The following is a 17,707-nucleotide window of genomic DNA, read 5'->3' as shown; positions in this document are numbered from 1 at the left end:
ATGAGCCATCTACATAACTGGGTCACCTGGACGCTGCGGGTGATCTGCGTGGCGCTGTTCGCGCTGCTAGTCATCATCGTCGTGTGGCAGGTCGTCTCGAGACTTGTTCTCGGCGACCCGGCGTCCTGGACCGAGGAGGCCGCGAGGTTCACCTTCATCTGGGTCAGCCTGATCGGCGTCTCGATCGCGGTCTCAGAGAAGACGGACATCTTCATGGGATTCATCGTTGAACGCCTGCCCCTGATGTGGCAGCGAGTGACTGAGATCATGGCGCACCTGGCCACAGCCGCAGTGGTGCTCCACGTGATGCTTATAGGCGGGATGGACCAGGTGAGCCAGGCATGGACCCAAACCAACCCGGTCCTTCCCTTCACCCAGGGCCAGCTCTATCTGGCTCTGCCGATCTCCGGCGCACTGCTGCTGTTCTTTCTGCTGATTCATATGATCCATGCACTTTCACCGCGGTACACGGGTCGCTCCGGTGCGCCAGATGACCATTTGGAGGCGACGGCCCAATGATTGATCCAGCAATGATCGGACTCGTCCTGATCGGCGGGGTGGTCCTGCTCCTGGTTCTGGGGGCCCCGATCTCCACCGCCATCGCCCTGCCGTCAGCCATCAGCATGATCCTCATCATGGGATCAGACCGTGGTGCGATCACTTCGGCCCAAAGGATGCTTCAAGGCGCAAACTCATTCGCGCTGTTGGCGATCCCGCTTTTCATACTGGCTGGTGTCATCATGAACAGCGGCGGAATTGCGGTCAGGCTGATCAACCTGGCCCGCATCCTGGTTGGTCGGTCCCCGGCGCCATTGATCCAGACCAACGTGATGGCGAATACCATCTTCGGATCCGTCTCTGGATCAGCGGTGGCGGCGGCCGCCGCCGTCGGCACCACGATGACCCCGATGCAGCAGAAGGAAGGGTACGACCGTTCCTTCAGCGCTGCTGCGAACGTCGCCTCGGCCCCCGCTGGAATGCTGATCCCACCGAGCAACACCCTGATCGTGTTCTCGCTGGTCGGTGGAACCTCGGTGGGCGCACTGTTCCTGGCAGGCTACCTTCCTGGGTTGCTCTGGGCGCTGGGATGCATGGTGGTGGTCTATCTCTACTCCCGACGCCATCCCGAACTTCGCGGACAACCCATGCCGCCCCTGGGCGAGATCGCAAAGGTCTCATTGGCGGCTCTGCCGTCGCTCGGTCTGATCGTAGTAGCCATCGGCGGCATCGTGGTCGGTTTCTTCACTCCAACGGAAGGAGCTGCCGTCGCAGTCGTCTACTCTCTGGGGCTTTCTTTCATCTACCGCACGATCGGGGTAAAGAATCTACCGGGAATACTCTTCGACGCATGCCGGACCAGCTCGATCGTGGTCTTCCTCATCGCAGTGGCCAGCATCATGTCCTACGTCATGACATTCGCGCGCATTCCTCAGCTGCTGGCAGACAGTCTCTTCGGCTGGACCGATTCTCCATTCCTAGTTCTGCTGTTGATGATGGTCCTGCTGCTGCTGATCGGCATCGTCCTGGACCCCACGCCAGCCATTCTGATCTTCACTCCCATCTTCCTCCCGATCGCTACGGCCCATGGAGTGGACCCTGTGCACTTCGGGATCATGATGGTCATGAACCTGTCTATCGGAGTCATCTCTCCGCCTTCGGCTCCAGTGCTATTCATCGGAGCACAGGTCGCGAAGGCCAAGCTTGAGAGCGTCATCGTCAGGCTCATTCCCTTCTACGTCATGCTGGTCATCATTCTTCTGCTAGTCGCATTCATCCCCGAAATCTCACTGACTCTCCCGCGACTCTTCGGTCTCCTGTAACCCGATTTTCGACCTAACCGCACAACCAATGAGGAGCAATTCCTGATGTCTGAACATTCGATCGCTATGCGCGGACCCGTCTCACCCGAACAGGTCCAAGGGTTCTCCCAGCAGGACCTCCGCGACCGCTTCCTGGTGGAAGATCTCCTCATTCCTGGTGCTGTCCGAGTAGCTCCCACCCACTTCGATCGCGCAGTCGCAGTCGGAGCCGTGCCGACGAACAAGCCGCTCACTCTCACACCTGTTCCTGAGATTCGTTCGGAGTACTTCCTCGAGCACCGGGAGATCGGCATCGTGAATGTCGGGGGTTCCGGCCATATCGAGGCCGACGGCAAGGTCTGGCAGATGGAACCTGAAGCTGTTCTCTACCTCGGGCGTGGCACGAGAGACATCATTTTCTTCTCCGAAGACGAGGAAGAGCCCGCAGCCTTCTACGGATTTTCCGCGCCAGCCCACACGGACTACCCGAACGCAGTTGTCACCCCGGAAGAAGGAACGATCCGCGAGCTCGGCGATGCACTGACCTCGAACAGACGCACACTCCGTCAGTGCATTCACCCCAACGGCGTCCCCAGCTGCCAGGTCGTCATGGGCGTGACAAGGCTTCATCCTGGCAGCATGTGGAACACCATGCCGGCTCATACCCACGACCGACGAACTGAGTTCTACCTCTATTTCGACATCCCGGAAGATCAGCGCGTCGTCCATCTCATGGGTAAGCCCGAAGAGACTCGCCACATCGTCACTGGGGACAAGAACCTCATACTGTCGCCGAGCTGGTCTATCCATTCCGGTGTCGGAACTAGTGCTTATGCCTTCGTTTGGGCCATGGCCGGAGAGAACCAGGCGTTCGATGACATGGACCACGTGCAGATCACCGACATAAGCTGAGACCGTGAGTATCCAGCCGAGAGAATTCCCGAGCGCCGAGGAATCACCGACGCGCGCACCATCCAAAGGCGCGAGCGAAAAGACGATCCTCGTACTGGAGGCGGCTCTAAGCAACGAACGGTTCACCGATATCACTGAAGAGACAGGCCTCACGAAGACCACGGTCCATCGGATTCTAAGCACGCTCGTGGATCAGAACTTCATCTCTGGTGACGCCAGGGGGGGCTATCACCCCGGCCCCAGGTTCCTTGCGCTTGCAGGAAGAGCGTTAGACAGCATCGATATTTCATCCCTCGCCCAACCCTTCGTCGACGAGCTCGTGACCGAGGTGGACTGCACTGTCCACGTGGGAGTAGCTTCGGGAGACGAGATCGTCTATGTCATTCGGACCGACTCCTCAAAGCCATACCGCATGCGCTCCCGGGTTGGCCTGTCTTTGCCGATGCATTGCAGCGGAATCGGCAAAGTGGTCCTTGCAGGTCGCCCCGACCAAGAGATCGTTCGGGTGGCAGAACGCACGGGTCTCCAGGCAAGGACTCGGGCCACCATCACCGACATAGACAACCTCCTCGAGAACATCCGAGAGACTCGTGCGCGTGGTTACGCGCTGGATCTGGGGGAGAACGAAGATGGCACGGTCTGCGTTTCGGCTCCGATCTACGATCACACGAACCGGGTGACCCACGGGTTGTCCATCTCTTCCATCGCACTCGAACACCCCGGACGGACAATCGAGAGTCTCGCTCCCGCAGCGATGGCCACGGCCGCGAAGATCTCTCGGCACCTCGGGGCGACCGTGGGACAAGCCTGACACCACCTCGACAGGCCATTCCTCCTGGTTGGTTGAGTGATCCGGCAGGCATGTTGCCGCCGGATCACTCAACCAACCAGGAAAAGCTCAGCGGGCGCGCGGGACGAGGCGTTCGAGCTGAGTCACGTGCTTGGGCTCGAGCTCGGCGAGGTTCGGGACCTCCAGCAGCTTCATCGTGCGCTGAACCTGATCTGCCAGGATCTCGATCGTGCGGTCCACCCCCGCGCGGCCACCTGCCATCAGCCCGTAGAGGTACGCGCGCCCGATCAGCGTGAACTTCGCGCCCAGGGCGATCGAGGCCACAATGTCCGCGCCGTTCATGATCCCCGTGTCCATGGTGACCTCGAGATCCTCGCCGACCTCGCGGACCACCTCGGGCAGCAGGTGGAACGGCACCGGTGCACGGTCCAGCTGCCGGCCGCCGTGATTGGAGAGCACGATCCCGTCCACTCCGAGGCCAGCGAGCTTCTTGGCGTCCTCGACGTTCTGCACGCCTTTGACCACGAGCTTGCCGGGGAACAGCTCGCGGATGATCTTGAGGTCCTCGAAGCTGATCGAGGGATCCATCGCCTTGTCCAGCAGCTCCCCCACCGTGCCCCCGGTCGAGGACAGCGAGGCAAACTCCAGCGGCGGGGTAGTCAGGAAGTCATACCACCACCAGGGCCTCGGGATCGCGTTGACCACGGTGCCCAGGCTCAGCTGCGGCGGGATCGAGAACCCGTTGCGCTTGTCCCGCAGCCGGGCTCCCGCCACAGGGGTGTCCACGGTGAAGAAGAGGGTGTCGAACCCGGCCTTGCCCGCCCGTTCGGTGAGGTCATAGGAGATCTCCCGGTCCTTCATCACATAGAGCTGGAACCAGTTGCGACCTTCCGGGTTCGCCTCCTTCACGGCTTCGATGGACGTGGTGCCCAGCGTAGAGAGGGTGAAGGGAATCCCTGCTGCCCCGGCTGCGGTGGCACCGGCGATCTCACCCTCGGTCTGCATCAGCCGGGTGAACCCGGTAGGGGCGATCCCGAACGGCAGCGAGGAGCGCCCGCCGAAGATCTCACAGGAGGTGTCCACCTCTGAGACATCGCGCAGGATCGAGGGATTGAACTCGATGTCCTGGAACGCCTCCCGGGCCCGGGTCAGCGAGAACTCACCCTCCGCGGCGCCGTCGGTGTAGTCGAACGCGGCCTTCGGGGTGCGCCGCTTCGCGATCCTATGCAGATCCTCGATGGTCAGCGCCGCGGAGAGCCGCCGACGGGAGGCGTTGAAGTCGAACTTCTTGAACTTCATCAGCGGCGCGATATCGCGCGGCTTGGGCAGTTGACGCTGAACCATTGGATGCTCCTTGACCGGCCGCTTCGGCGACTGTGGAATTTCAGGACTGTGGACGGTAGGTGATGGGGGAATGGGTGCGGATGATCAGCTCACGCAGGTCCTCAAGGCTGCCCGAAAGCATCCCCGCGGTGCGGGCTTGGATGAGGAGGTTGCCGATGGCGGTGGCCTCCACGGGACCGGCCACCACAGGATATCCGCTGCGATCCGCCGTGGCCTGGCAGAGCAGCACGTTCAGCGAACCGCCACCGACCATATGGACCACGTCGATCCGCCGATCCGCGAGCTCTCCGGCGGTCTGCAGCGCCGCGGCGAACCCTGCAGCGATGGACTCCACGATGCTGCGCACCAGCTCTGCCTTGCCCGCCGGGATCGGCAGGTCCTGCTCGGCGCAGAGCTGCGCGATCCGCGCCGGCATGTCTCCAGGTGCCACGAAGCGCTCATCCTGGACGTCGAAGACGACGACGGCGGCCGGGCTGACCTGGGCGGCGGCGTCGAGCAGAGCGGTCAGGTCCTGTTCGCGTCCTTCTTCGCGCTCCCAGGCGCGCAGCGTCTCGGAGAGCAGCCACGTGCCCATCACATTGGTCAGGAAGCGGGTGCGCCCGTCGACCCCGCCCTCGTTGGTGAAGTTCGCCGCCCGGGAGGCGTCGGTCACCACCGGGGCCTGAAGCTCCAGTCCGACCAGCCCCCAGGTGCCGCAGGAGATGTAGGCGGCATCGGGGGTCGAGAGCGGGGTGCCCACGATCGCGCTGGCGGTGTCATGGGAGCCGACCAGTGTGACCGGAAGCTGATGTCCGCCGAGCAGCGGCGTCAACTCAGCACGGGTCACGCCCAGCGTCGTGCCCGGTGCGGCCACCGGCGCGAAGAGCTCGGAGGACAGACCCAGGGTGGACATCAGCTCGGTGTCCCACTCCTTGGTGTGTACGTCGAGCAGTCCCGTGGTCGAAGCGTTGGTCCCCTCAGTGAGCTGCTCTCCGGTGAACCAATAGCCCAGGAGGTCCGGCACCATCAGCAGCCGATCTGCATGCGGTGCCAGGCCCTCCTGGGCCAGCTGGTAGAGCGTGTTGAAGGGAAGAAACTGCAGTCCGTTCCGTCGGTAGAGCTCCGCGAAGCCGACTCTGCCGTGGACCTTCTTCACGCCGGCTGCGGTGCGGTCGTCCCGGTAATGGAACGGTGTGCCCAGCAGCTGCATGCGATGGGGTTCCGCTCCGGTGAGCAGACCGTAGTCCACCGCCCAGGAGTCGATGGCCACCGAGGACAGTTCGCCCTTGGTCTCACGCACGGCCGCGCCCAGCCCGGCGAGGGCCTGTTCATAGAGCCCCACAAGGTTCCAATGCAGCCCGTCAGGCATGGGGACCACGCCGTTGGAGAACCGCGCGGCCTCATGGAACTCCAGGGTGTCCGGTCCGACCCGGCCGAGGACCACGCGCCCCGAGGACGCGCCGAGGTCGACGGCGGCGTGCGTCGTCGTCGCCCTCGTTGTCACCTTCGGCGTCGTTGTTGGGGTCATCAGCGCAGGAAGGCGGCGGCCACGCCGGCGTCGACGGGGATGTGCAGCCCGGTGGTGTGCGAAAGCTCCGGCCCGACCAGCGCGAACACCGCATTGGCCACGTTCTGCGGCAGCACTTCGCGCTTGAGGATGGTGCGCTGGGCGTAGAACTTGCCCAGGTCCTTCTCCTCGATGCCGTAGGTCGCCGCGCGGTTGGCACCCCACCCGGAGGCGAAGATTCCGGAGCCCTGGACCACCCCGTCGGGGTTGATCCCGTTGACCCGGATCTGATGGGCGCCGAGCTCGGCGGCGAGCAGCCGCACCTGGTGCGCCTGGTCCGCCTTGGTGGCGGAGTAGGCGATGTTGTTCGGGCCCGCGAAGACGCTGTTCTTCGAGGAGATGTAGATGACGTCCCCGCCGAGCCCTTGAGCGATCAGCACCGAGGCCGCGGCCTTGGACACCAGGAAGGATCCCTTGGCCATCACGTTGTGCTGGAGATCCCAGTCCTTGGCGGTGGTGTCCAGAAGCGATTTCGACAGGCTCAGCCCGGCGTTGTTGACCACGATGTCCAGACCGCCGAAGGCCAGCAAGGTCTCATTGATGGCCTGGATGACGGCATCCTCATCCGAGACATCGACGGCGATGCCCACCGCCTTGTCCGGTCCACCGATCCCCGCGGCCGCCTCTTTCGCCTTCTCAAGGTTGAGGTCAGCTATGGCGACGACGGCGCCCTCCTCGGCGAGCCGCTCCGCAATGGCTTTGCCGATGCCGGAAGCGGCGCCGGTCACCAGGGCGATCCTGGTGGCCAGCGGCTTGGGCTTGGGCATGCGAGCCAACTTGGCCTCCTCCAGCGCCCAGTACTCGATGCGGAACTTCTCCGACTCATCGATGGGCGCGTAGGAGGAGAGGCCTTCGGCGCCGCGCATCACATTGATGGCATTGACGTAGAACTCCCCAGCCACACGGGCAGTCTGCTTGTCCTTGCCGAAGCTGAACATACCGACCCCGGGGATCAGCACGATCGCGGGATCGGCGCCGCGGATGGCGGGGCTGTCCTCGCTGGAATGGCGGTCGTAGTAGCCCTGGTAGTCCTCGCGATAGGCCTGATGCAGTTCGTGGAGCCGGGCGATGGAGTCCTCCACGGAGGCGTCTGCGGGGAGGTCCAGCACCAGTGGCTTGACCTTGGTGCGCAGGAAGTGGTCCGGGCAGGAGGTGCCCATCTCAGCCAGCCGGGGATGTTCAGTGTGAGCGAGGAACTCCAGGACCGCCTCGGAGTCGGTGTAGTGACCGACCTGCGGCTTGTCGGCGCTGGCTATGGAGCGGATGGTCGGAATCAGGGCCGCGGCCTTGGCGTGGCGCTGCGCCTCAGGCAGCGCCGCGTATCCCTCGAGCGCAGGGCCGAAGGGCTCCGGCTTGGAATGCTCTGCGATGTAGGCGGCGGCGGTGTCGATGATCCACAGCGAGTTCTGCTGAGACTCAGCGGAGGTGTCACCCCAGGCGGTGATGCCGTGCCCACCAAGGATGCAGCCGATGGCCTGCGGGTTGCGCTCCTTGATCTCGGCGATGTCCAGTCCAAGCTGGAAGCCGGGGCGGCGCCAGGGGACCCAGACGACCTTCTCGCCGAAGATCTTCGTGGTCAGCTCAGGCCCGTCTGCGGCGGTCGCGATGGCGATCCCGGAATCCGGGTGCAGGTGGTCCACATGGGCGGCGTCCACCAGTCCATGCATGGCCGTGTCGATGCTCGGTGCCGCGCCGCCCTTGCCATGCAGGCAGTAGTCGAAGGCGGCGACCATCTCGTCCTCACGCTCCACGCCGAGGTAGACGTGCTTCAGGGCACGCATCCGGTCCAGACGCAGGGTGGCCAGTCCGGTCTCCTTCAGCGTTCCGAGGTCGCCGCCGGAGCCCTTGACCCAGAGCAGCTCGACCTCTTCCCCGGTGACCGGGTCCTTCTCGGTGCCCTTTGCCGAGGTGTTTCCTCCGGCGTAGTTGGTGTTCTTCGGGTCCGCGCCCAAGCTGTTGGACCGGGAGATGAGTTCAGTGACGCTCGGGTTGATCATGGGTAGCTCCTTCACCAGCTGAGCTGGGTTCCGCCGACGCGGTCGGCCTCGATCTTCTCTTGGTATCCGGATTCAGCGAACGCGCGCATCGGCTGCGCGGGCAGGCCGCGGGACTCGCGCCAGGCGGCGAGATCGGAGCGGACATCGGTGTAGAAGGCGTCCATGAAGACCTCATGGGCACCGAGCACGTCACCGGCCTCCTGGGCCGCCTGGAGCGCCTCACGGTCGATCATCAGCGCGCGTGCCGTCATCTCCTGCACGTTGAGCACGCTGCGGATCTGTCCGGGGATCTTCTTCTCGATGTTGTGGCACTGGTCGAGCATGAAGGCCACATCCGACTCCGGCCCATAACCGCCGCCGCGAATCACCTCGAACATGATCCGGAAGAGCTGGAACGGGTCCGCGGAGCCGACGATCAGGTCATCGTCGGCGTAGAAGCGGGAGTTGAAGTCGAAGGAGCCGAGCTTTCCGGCGCGCAACAGCTGGGCGACGATGAACTCGACGTTGGTGCTGGGTGCGTGATGGCCGGTGTCCAGGCAGACCGCGGCGTTCTCTCCGAGGGCCTGGACATGACCCAGGGCGGTGCCCCAGTCTGGAACGTCCATGTGGTAGAAGGCCGGCTCAAAGATCTTGTACTCCAGCACGAGCCGCTGGTCCTCAGCGATCTGCGCGTAGATGGCGGCGAGGGACTCTGCCAGCCAGTCCTGGCGGGCGCGGATATCTGCCTGACCTGGGTAGTTTGACCCGTCGGCGAGCCAGATCTTCAGGTCTCGGGAACCGGTCTCACCCATCACTCGGATGCATTCCAGGTGGTGATCGATGGCCTTCTGCCGGATCGCGGGGTCGTGGTGGGTCAGCCCGCCGAGCTTATAGTCGTCGTCCTGAAAGGTGTTCGAGTTGATGGTGCCGATGGCGATGCCCTGATCTTCGGCGTAGCGGCGCAGCGCGGCGTAGTCCTGAACCTTGTCCCAGGGAATGTGCAGAGCCACCTTGGGTGCGAGACCCGTGAACCGATGCACCGTCGCGGCGTCGGCGATCTTCTCCTCGACGCTGCGCGGGGTTCCGGCAGAGCCGAAGACCTTGAAGCGAGTGCCCGAGTTCCCGTAGGCCCAGGAGGGCACCTCGATGGCCTGGTGCTCCAGCTGGTGGGAGATCTGGTCGAAGCTTGGCATGATTCCTCAGTTCTGCGGTGTATGAGTGGTCGAGGGTTCGACGGCGTCCAGCTGGTCCTCCAGGTGGAAGACCTCCTGGAGTTCCACGAACCCGGTGTCTGGCCGCGCGCCCTCCAGGTCGACGAAGAACTCGCCCATCTGCTCCTGCCACCTGGCGTTGACCGGTTCGGCATCCATCGCGGCCTGCGCCTGCTCCAGAGATTCGACCTCGACGTAGCCGATCAGGAGCCCGTCCCGGCGCAGGAACAGCGAGTAGTTGTTCCAGCCCGATCGCTTCAACGCTTGGAGCATCTCGGGCCAGACAGCGCGATGTCTCTCGGCGTACTCGTCGAGGCGATCAGGCTTGACCTGAAGCTGGAAACAGACTCGTTGCACAGGGGTCCTCTCAACCGTTCGGGCCAGCATTCTGGGGGTGCCCCCGGGGGCGGAGCTCAGTGCCCCGCCCCGGGGAGCGCCTGCGGATCAGAAGTCAAAGTCACCGATGTTCTCTGAGTCGAAGACGAAAGGCTCACCCAGGACGACCTCTCCATCGGCGCCGACCGTGTATTCGCCGAGTCGGCCGGCCTCGAAGGTGTCGCCCTCCTCGCCGGCGATGTCACCGGAAGCGACGGCACGTGCAGCGAATGCCGCGAGATAGCCCAGGTCCTCCGGATTCCAGAGGGCGAAGGCCTCAACGGTGCCGTCCTCGACGTACTCGCGCATCTGGTTCGGCGTGCCCAGACCGGTCACCGCGACCTCACCGGCATAGTCGGAGTCCGAGATGTACCGTGCTGCGGCTGCTATGCCAACTGTCGTGGGGGAGACGATGGCGTCCAGATCGGGGTGGGTCTGCAGCAGCGCCGCAGTCTGGTCGAAGGAACGCTGGTCGTCGTCGTCGCCGTAGACGGTGTCGACGATCTCGATGTCCGGGTAGTCCGCAGCGAGCTCCTCCTCCATGAGTTCGATCCACAGGTTCTGGTTCGTGGCGTTCGCCGAGGCGGAGAGGATGGCGATCTCTCCCTCTCCGTCGATCTGCTCCGCCACCAGCTCGACCTGGGCGCTTGCGATGCCCTCCGCCGTGGCCTGGTTCACGAAGAGGTCGCGGCATTCGGCGTCGGTGTCCGAGTCGAAGGTGACCACGGCGACATCGACATCACGCGCTTCATTCAAGGCACCGCAGATCGCGCTGGGATCGTTGGCGGAAAGGACGAGAGCGTCCTCCCCCTGCTGAGCCGCGGTGTTGATGTACTCGACCTGACCATCTGGTGTGGCCTCCTGCGGGCCGACCTCGGAATAGGTGCCGCCGAACTCTTCCACGGCCTCCTCGCCGCCGGCGTTGGAGGTCTCGAAGTAGGGGTTGCCCAGGTTCTTCGGCAGGAAGGTGACGCTCAGCGCTTCTCCTCCCGAATCACTTTCGCCCGAGTCGCCTTCCGCGGAGTCGCCCCCGCAAGAGGTCAGCGCAAGTGCTCCGACCGCGAAGACCGCCAGTGCTGGGATGGACCGCTTATGTGTTGTGGTGCGCATGGTATTTCCTTTCATCAAGGCGTAGCAGTCGGCTTCGATGCCGAATCTGCTGGAGCCGATTCTCGGTTTGCTGTTTCTCGTGATGTTGTCTCGTGCGGTGTTGAGTTCTGCTGTGCCGGAGCATCCGGCGATTCAGAGGGTTCAGAGCTGGGCGGCAAACCGTCCGGTCTCGCAGAGGGTCCGCTGAGGCGCGCGCGGATCCGCTGGACGCCTGCCACCAGAGTGGGGGCGAGAACCGAGATCACGAGCAGCAGGCCGATGATGATGTTGATGACATTGACCGTCACCCCCTCCAGGCGCAGAGCCGAGGAGAGCACTCCGATCAGCAGGGCACCGGCGAGGACGCCGTGGATGGCGCCGCGACCGCCGAAGATGAGCACTCCGCCCAGCAGCACGGCGGCGATGACCTCAAGTTCGAGCCCGGTGGCGTTGTCTCCGCGGGAGTTGCCGAAGCGCAATGTGTAGAAGATGCCGGCCGCGGCGGAGACCGAGCCGGTGAGAATGAAGGTGGTCATCTGTGAGCGGGCCACATTCACACCACTGAAACGCGCGGCCTGTTCGTTGTGGCCGATGTCGTAGAGTCCTCGACCGAAGGGCGTGAAGTGCAGCAGCACCACGAAGATCAGGATGAGGATCGCTACCGGGATCATGATCGCCGGGATGCGTGACTCGCCGACGCTGGAGGTCGCCAGATCTGACCACCCCTGGTCGAAGTCGGTCAGCGCAGTGGTGCCCAGCAGGCCTACGGCGATCCCTCTGTAAAGCGCGAGGGTGCCGATGGTCACAGCCAGCGATGGCAGTTTCACGTAGGCGACGAGGAATCCGTTGAACATCCCGCAGAGCACGCCCACCAGGATGGCGAGCAGGCCTGAGATGGGGATGCTCAACCCGACCTGGACATGAAGGATGCCGACGATCACGGTGGAGAGCCCCATGGTGCTCGCCACCGACAGGTCAATCTGACCGGTGATGATCACCAGGGTCATGGGCAGCGCGATCATCATCAGAGGGGCGATGTCCATGAGCAGGTAACGCACGGTCAGCGGGCCCGAGAAGTTGTCCACCGAGGTGGTGGCAATGATCCATACCAGGACCAGCAGGGCGATGATCAGGAATTCGGCGCTGATGAAAGTGCGGAACCACCAGGGGCGATGGTAGGCGGCGTAGGTGCGGCTCTCCTCAGCGGGACGTTCGGTCGTGGAGGTGCGCGTGTGGGCGCGAGTTGCAGCGGTCATGCCTTGTCCCTCGCTTCTTGCAGCTTGCGGTGTCGTCTCACGGAGAGATAGCGATCAAGCACGATCGCGCCGATGATCAGCGCGCCGACCACGGCGCGCTGCCAGAAGTCCGGGATTCCGACGATGGGAAGTGTGCGGTTGATCGTCATCAGCAGAATGGCGCCGAAAGCCGCCCCCCAGACGCTGCCAGAGCCGCCGAAGATGGCGACCCCGCCAATGACGGCGGCGCCGATGGCGTCGAACTCCCAGCCCATTCCGGCCCCTGAGCTGACGGTGCCGTAGCGAGCGGCGTACATGACGCCTGCCAGACCGGCCAGGGCGCCACCCAGGATGAACGCCGTGATCACTCGCTTGGTCGTCGGTAGCCCGTAGAGCTTTGCCGCCTCCGGGTCCGAGCCGATGGCGTACATCTCGCGTCCGCTGCGCGTGGAGGAGAGCCAGTACCCCGCGACGATCAGCACCAGAACTGCCACGATCGTGAGGAGCGGAATGCTGAGGATCTGCATGGTGCCGAGGTTGAGAAAGTTCCCCGGCATGTCAGAGGCGTTGATGCGGTCGCTTCCCGCCCAGGTAAGCACCACGCCGCGGTAGATGTACATGGTGCCGAGGGTGACGACGAGCGCGGGAACCTTGCCGAAAGCGACCAGGGCTCCGTTGATCAACCCCAGGCCCGCCCCGACGAGGATGCCGAGCAGGACCACGATGAAGATCGGCATCCCCGGCACGTCGACGAAGAGCCGCCCGGTCATATAGGCGGTGATGGCAAGCGTGGATCCCACAGAGAGGTCCACGTTGCGGGTGATGATGACGACTGCCGAGCCGACCGCCATCACCATCAGGATCGAGGGCGTGAGCAGCAGGTCCCGCCAGCCCTGACCAGTGAAGAGGAAAGATTGGTTGAAGGAGGTGGCCACCGCGATGATCAAAAGGATGACCACCACGATCGCCGTCTCGCGGGAGGCCAGCAGGGCGCGGACCGTGCGCATCGATGCGCTCTGCCGCTTGGCGGGGGTGAGAGTCTCGGCGCTCATGCGGCGGCCTCCTGTCGGTTCTTCTCATGCCGCGCCGTCGCAGCGTGCATGACCTTCTCGGCGGTGGCTTCCTCACGGTCCAGCTCAGCACTGATGCGACCCTCTCCGACGACCAGGATCCGATCTGCCATCCCCATGACTTCGGGAAGCTCTGAGGAGATCATCAGGATGGCCATGCCCTCGCCGGCCAGCTGGGAGAGCAGACGGTGCACTTCAGCTTTGGTGCCGACGTCGATCCCCCGGGTGGGTTCGTCGATGATCAGCAGACTGGGATCGGTGGCGAGCCACTTCGCGATCGCGACCTTCTGCTGATTGCCTCCACTCATCGTTGCGGCATTCATGGACAGCGCAGAGGTCTTGACCTCCAGGCGCCCGGCCCACGGACCGGCCGCGCGATTCTCCGCCGAGGTGGTGATCAGACCGAAGCGGGAGAGCCGGCGTCGCATCGCTGCCCCGATGTTGCGGGCCAAGGAGGCATCCACCACCAGCCCCTGCTGACGCCGGTCCTCGGGCACCAGCGCCATCCCGGCGCGGATGGCGGCGGATGGTCGACCTTTCGGGACGGGACTTCCGTTGAGCGTGACCGTGCCCGAGTCATAGGAGTCGACGCCGAAGACCGCGCGAACGATCTCGCTTCGCCCGGCACCGACGAGGCCCGCGAGACCCACAATCTCCCCGGCACGCACGGTGAAGCTGACGTCGGAGAAGGTACCGGCTGACTTCAGGTTCTCCACCTCGAGCACAACCTCACCGAGTTCTGCTGGGGTCTTCGGGTAGAGGTCTGAGACCTCCCGCCCGACCATCATGGTGACGAGCTCGTCGTTGCTGGTCTCGGCGGTAGGAGTGGTGGCCACATAGGAGCCGTCGCGCATCACGGTGATGGTGTCGCAGAGGCTGAAGATCTCATCGAAGCGGTGGGAGATGAAGACGATCCCGCGGCCTTCGTCGCGCAGGCTCCGCGCCACGGCAAAGAGCCGTTCGACCTCCACTCCGGAGAGTGCGGCGGTCGGCTCGTCCATGATCAGCAGGTGTGCGTCCAGCGAGATGGCCTTGGCGATCTCGATGATCTGCTGGTCGGCGATCGACAGTCCGTCGGCTGGACGGTTCAGATCCAGGTTCACTCCGAGCCGGGCGAAGATCTCGGTGGCCTCCTCCTGCATCGCCTGCTTGTCGATCCGTCCACCGCGGGACCTCGGCTGCCGCCCCATGAAGATGTTCTCGGTCACCGAGAGGTCTGGGAAGAGCGTGGGCTCCTGATAGATCACCGCGATGCCGGCGCTCTTGGCCTCTGCGGTGGAGCTGAAGGCGGCGTCTGCGCCTCGAAAGCGGAAGGTGCCGCGGTCACGGCGATGAAGACCGGCGACGACCTTGATCAGCGTTGACTTGCCGGCGCCGTTCTCCCCGACCAGCGCGTGGATCGACCCGGGATAGACGGTGATGCTGCCGTCAGCAAGCGCTGTGACGCTGCCGAACGTCTTGCGCACGCCCTCAAGTTCCAGCACGGGTGTGGAATCGCTGAGCGACATGGGACCTCCAGGGACGACAAGAATTAAATCGTTTCAATTAGTGATGCTGATCATATGATTCAGCTCACAGCGTGTCAACACCCGGATGCATTCTTGAAAACCACGGTGTGGGCCGCAGACGCAATACTGTGCGGTCCTGGGCCCCGAGACGAAAGGTATTCTGAGGCCCATGGCAGTGGCGCAGGTGAGAGACGTGGCAGCTCGGGCCGGGGTGTCCCCTGCGACCGTCTCGAACGCGCTGAACCACCCGGACAAGGTCTCGGAGAAGACCCGGCTGCGAGTCCACCGCGCCATCGAGGAGCTTGGCTACGTCCGCAATGATGCGGCTCGCCAGCTGAGACAGCAGCAGAACCTGGCTGTGGGGATGATCGTGCTGGACATCGGCAACCCGTTCTTCGCGGACGTCGCCCGGGGCGCGGAGAACAGCCTCGCCGCTCTTCATCGACCGCTGCTGCTCGGGAACTCGAGTCAGAATGCCGAACGGGAATTGACTCAGCTTCGGCTGTTCGAGGAACAGCGCGTCGACGGAATACTCATCACGCCCGTCGGAGATGTGTTGGCTCGCCTGGCCCAGATCAAGCAGCGAGGAATCGCCGTGGTGATCGTGGACCGCGAAGCGGGCGCAGACCAGTTCTCCTCGGTGTCCACCAACGACCGGCTAGGAGGGCGACTTGCGGTCCAACACCTTCTGGACCTGGGTCGACGTCGTATCTCGGTCATCGGTGGCCCGCAGATTATCCGCCAGGTCGCCCACCGCCATCAGGGCGCTCAAGACGCCGCTGCCGGCGTGGAGGGTGCGCAGGTATCGCTCTTCGACACCGGCACCATGGATTCACAGGCAGGGCGGGAGGCGACCCGAGCTGTGCTTGACCTCCCCCGCGGCGAACGCCCCGATGCAGTCTTCGCCACCAACGACCTGGTCGCTCTGGGCGTGCTCCAGGAACTCTCGCGAGCAGGGGCGAAGGTGCCTGAGGACATCGCACTGATCGGCTACGACGACATCCAGTTCGCGGCATCGGCCACCGTCCCCATCAGCTCGATCCGTCAGCCGGCTCAAGAGATGGGCGCGAAGGCGGCCCGACTGTTGGTGGCAGCCATTGAGGACCCTTCTGCTCCCGTGCAGCATCCGGTGTTCACCCCGGCCCTGGTGGCACGGGAGTCGACTCTGGGACATCGCGAGTGATCAGCTGCCCACCCCCTCAGCTCACCTTCAGCTGCACCACCGACCAGGAGAGCGCCGGAAGACTCAGCCGCACGCCACCCTCGGCGGAGTCCTCGATCCGGACCCCCTCCAGCGCCACCAGACCCACGGCGTCCTGCTGGGTGAGGTCGTTGGCGGTATGCCGGTCTCCGCCCTCAGGAATACGCAGCACCTCGGCGCGGAGGATCTCCGTGGCAGTCAGCCCGCGCAGATCCAGAGTCACCTCCGCGTCCTCGTCCAGCCCACGGTTCGCCACGAAGATCGACACCGTCCCGGCCTGTGCGTCATAGGTGCTCGCGGCGTCGATGACGTCCACGTTCCCGTACCGCTCGGTGTGCATCTGATCCGCGTGCACCGCGAGTCGCATGATCTCTCCGGTGGCCAGCTCGGCGATCCGCGCGAAGGGCCAGAAGATGCTCTGCCGCCACGCAGGTCCGCCCTCTTCGGAACGGATCGGGGCGATCACGTTGACCAGTTGGGCCTGGTTCGCGATCCGCACACGGTCACCATGGCGCAGCAGCGAATGCATGAGCGTCCCGACGACGACGGCGTCCGTGACCGAGTACTTGTCTTCGATGAGCCGCGGATGGGTCTTCCACCCCTTGGCCACCTGATCTGGTTGGTCCTCGGAGTCCAGGCCCTCCTGGTACCAGACGTTCCACTCGTCGAAGGAGATGTCGATCTGCTTCGAATGCTTGCCAGCCGCCTTGACTGCATCGACGGTGGCGATCACGCCCTCGATGAAGCCGTCCATGTCCACCGCCTCGGCCAGGAACGAAGCGGCGTCGCCGTCATGCTCCTGGTAGTAGGCATGCATGGAGATGTAGTCGACCTCCTCGTAGGCGTGGGTGAGCACCGTGTGCTCCCAGGAACCAAAGGTGGGCATCCGTCGGTTTGAGGAGCCGACGGCAACCAGCTCGATGTCCGGGTCCACGAGCTTCATCGCCTTGGCCGCCTCCTGAGCGATCCTTCCGTACTCTTCAGCGGTCTTGTGACCGATCTGCCAGGGTCCGTCCAGCTCATTTCCCAGGCACCACAGCTTGATCCCGAACGGCTCTCCGCTGGTCCCCATCGCTGCGGCGTTCTTGCGGCGAAGATCGGACCAGTAGGTCCCGGAGGGGTGGTTGGCGTACTCCACCAGCGCTCGGGCTTCATCGACCCCTCGCGTGCCGAGGTTGATCGCCTCCATGACCTCCATGTCAGCGCGCCGCGCCCACTCGACGAACTCATGCAGGCCGAAGGCGTTGGTCTCGATGGTGTGCCAGGCACCGTCGATCCGTACCGGGCGATCCTCCCGCGGACCGACTCCGTCCTCCCAGTTGTAGCCCGAGACGAAGTTGCCCCCTGGATAGCGCACCACGGTGGCCCCGAGTTCCTTGGCCAGGGCCATCACGTCCTTGCGGTATCCCTGGTCATCGGCTTCCGGGTGTCCGGGCTCGTAGATCCCGGTGTAGACGCAGCGGCCCATGTGTTCCACGAAGGAGCCGAACAGGCGGGGCGGAACATCGGCGATGGTGAAGTCACGGTCGAGGGTGATGCGTGCGTGAGACATGGGGCTCCTTGGATCGGCAGTGCTCGTGAAGAAGGCAGTGCTGGTGAAGAGGGCAGTGCTGATGGGTGCGGGGGTGCGGTGTTCGTGCAGCTTCGACGG

At 64.2% G+C, this 17,707-nt stretch carries 15 protein-coding genes; 5 read left to right on the top strand and 10 right to left on the bottom strand.

The genetic code is table 11. The features are described 5' to 3' along the window. From IY716_RS08765 to IY716_RS08750, 4 genes are read left to right on the top strand one after another with little or no spacing between them, the layout of a single operon-like run. Window positions 1-519: a TRAP transporter small permease gene (locus IY716_RS08765; RefSeq protein WP_218221147.1), complete on the top strand. Its 519-nt coding sequence runs from the start codon at window positions 1-3 to the stop codon at window positions 517-519. Next, window positions 516-1,820, top strand: a complete 1,305-nt coding sequence (locus IY716_RS08760) for a TRAP transporter large permease (protein WP_218221146.1) — start codon at window positions 516-518, stop codon at window positions 1,818-1,820. The genes IY716_RS08765 and IY716_RS08760 overlap by 4 nt, the downstream gene beginning before the upstream one ends. 45 nt (window positions 1,821-1,865) lie before the next feature. After that, entirely contained in the window at window positions 1,866-2,711 is an 846-nt protein-coding gene (gene kduI / locus IY716_RS08755; protein WP_218221145.1) for a 5-dehydro-4-deoxy-D-glucuronate isomerase, read from the top strand. Window positions 2,712-2,715: 4 nt separating this feature from the next. Further along, window positions 2,716-3,522, top strand: coding sequence for an IclR family transcriptional regulator (locus tag IY716_RS08750; protein WP_218221144.1), 807 nt, complete (start codon window positions 2,716-2,718; stop codon window positions 3,520-3,522). Window positions 3,523-3,609: 87 nt separating this feature from the next. Here the strand turns inward: IY716_RS08750 and IY716_RS08745 are convergent, their stop codons facing one another. The 9 genes from IY716_RS08745 to IY716_RS08705 all read right to left on the bottom strand — a co-directional run bounded on the left by IY716_RS08745 (window position 3,610) and on the right by IY716_RS08705 (window position 14,855). Next, window positions 3,610-4,845 carry an alpha-hydroxy acid oxidase gene (locus IY716_RS08745; protein WP_218221143.1) on the bottom strand — a complete coding sequence of 412 codons (1,236 nt, stop codon included), beginning with the start codon at window positions 4,843-4,845 and terminating at the stop codon, window positions 3,610-3,612. Window positions 4,846-4,885: 40 nt separating this feature from the next. After that, on the bottom strand, window positions 4,886-6,352 hold the full coding sequence (locus IY716_RS08740) for a rhamnulokinase family protein (RefSeq protein ID WP_218221142.1): 1,467 nt from the start codon (window positions 6,350-6,352) through the stop codon (window positions 4,886-4,888). After that, entirely contained in the window at window positions 6,352-8,388 is a 2,037-nt protein-coding gene (locus IY716_RS08735) for a bifunctional aldolase/short-chain dehydrogenase (RefSeq protein ID WP_218221141.1), read from the bottom strand. Before IY716_RS08735 ends, IY716_RS08740 begins: the two co-directional genes overlap by 1 nt. Before the next feature lie 11 nt (window positions 8,389-8,399). Continuing rightward, on the bottom strand, window positions 8,400-9,560 hold the full coding sequence (gene rhaI, locus IY716_RS08730) for an L-rhamnose isomerase (protein ID WP_218221140.1): 1,161 nt from the start codon (window positions 9,558-9,560) through the stop codon (window positions 8,400-8,402). 6 nt (window positions 9,561-9,566) lie between these two features. Then, window positions 9,567-9,935: an L-rhamnose mutarotase gene (locus tag IY716_RS08725; RefSeq protein WP_369699648.1), complete on the bottom strand. Its 369-nt coding sequence runs from the start codon at window positions 9,933-9,935 to the stop codon at window positions 9,567-9,569. An 87-nt stretch (window positions 9,936-10,022) separates the two neighbouring features. Then, the gene (rhaS, locus tag IY716_RS08720; RefSeq protein WP_218221138.1) at window positions 10,023-11,063 is read right to left on the bottom strand and encodes a rhamnose ABC transporter substrate-binding protein; all 1,041 of its coding nucleotides are present in this window, start codon (window positions 11,061-11,063) and stop codon (window positions 10,023-10,025) included. Between the two features lie 14 nt (window positions 11,064-11,077). Then, window positions 11,078-12,298, bottom strand: coding sequence for an ABC transporter permease (locus IY716_RS08715; protein ID WP_218221137.1), 1,221 nt, complete (start codon window positions 12,296-12,298; stop codon window positions 11,078-11,080). Then, window positions 12,295-13,329 carry an ABC transporter permease gene (locus IY716_RS08710; RefSeq protein ID WP_218221136.1) on the bottom strand — a complete coding sequence of 345 codons (1,035 nt, stop codon included), beginning with the start codon at window positions 13,327-13,329 and terminating at the stop codon, window positions 12,295-12,297. Before IY716_RS08710 ends, IY716_RS08715 begins: the two co-directional genes overlap by 4 nt. Next, on the bottom strand, window positions 13,326-14,855 hold the full coding sequence (locus tag IY716_RS08705; RefSeq protein WP_218221135.1) for a sugar ABC transporter ATP-binding protein: 1,530 nt from the start codon (window positions 14,853-14,855) through the stop codon (window positions 13,326-13,328). Before IY716_RS08705 ends, IY716_RS08710 begins: the two co-directional genes overlap by 4 nt. A gap of 169 nt (window positions 14,856-15,024) precedes the next feature. Here IY716_RS08705 and IY716_RS08700 point away from each other — a divergent pair, with 169 nt between their 5' ends. Continuing rightward, window positions 15,025-16,038, top strand: coding sequence for a LacI family DNA-binding transcriptional regulator (locus tag IY716_RS08700; RefSeq protein WP_218221134.1), 1,014 nt, complete (start codon window positions 15,025-15,027; stop codon window positions 16,036-16,038). 16 nt (window positions 16,039-16,054) lie between these two features. Here IY716_RS08700 and IY716_RS08695 read toward each other — a convergent pair whose 3' ends face one another. Continuing rightward, window positions 16,055-17,608, bottom strand: a complete 1,554-nt coding sequence (locus IY716_RS08695) for an alpha-N-arabinofuranosidase (RefSeq protein WP_218221133.1) — start codon at window positions 17,606-17,608, stop codon at window positions 16,055-16,057. Window positions 17,609-17,707 lie beyond the last annotated feature (99 nt).

The organism is Nesterenkonia sp. Act20, from assembly GCF_019173455.1.
Lineage (GTDB): Bacteria > Actinomycetota > Actinomycetes > Actinomycetales > Micrococcaceae > Nesterenkonia.
The sequence above is the reverse complement of the archived record's forward strand: the minus strand, read 5'-3'. Positions and strand labels throughout refer to the sequence as shown.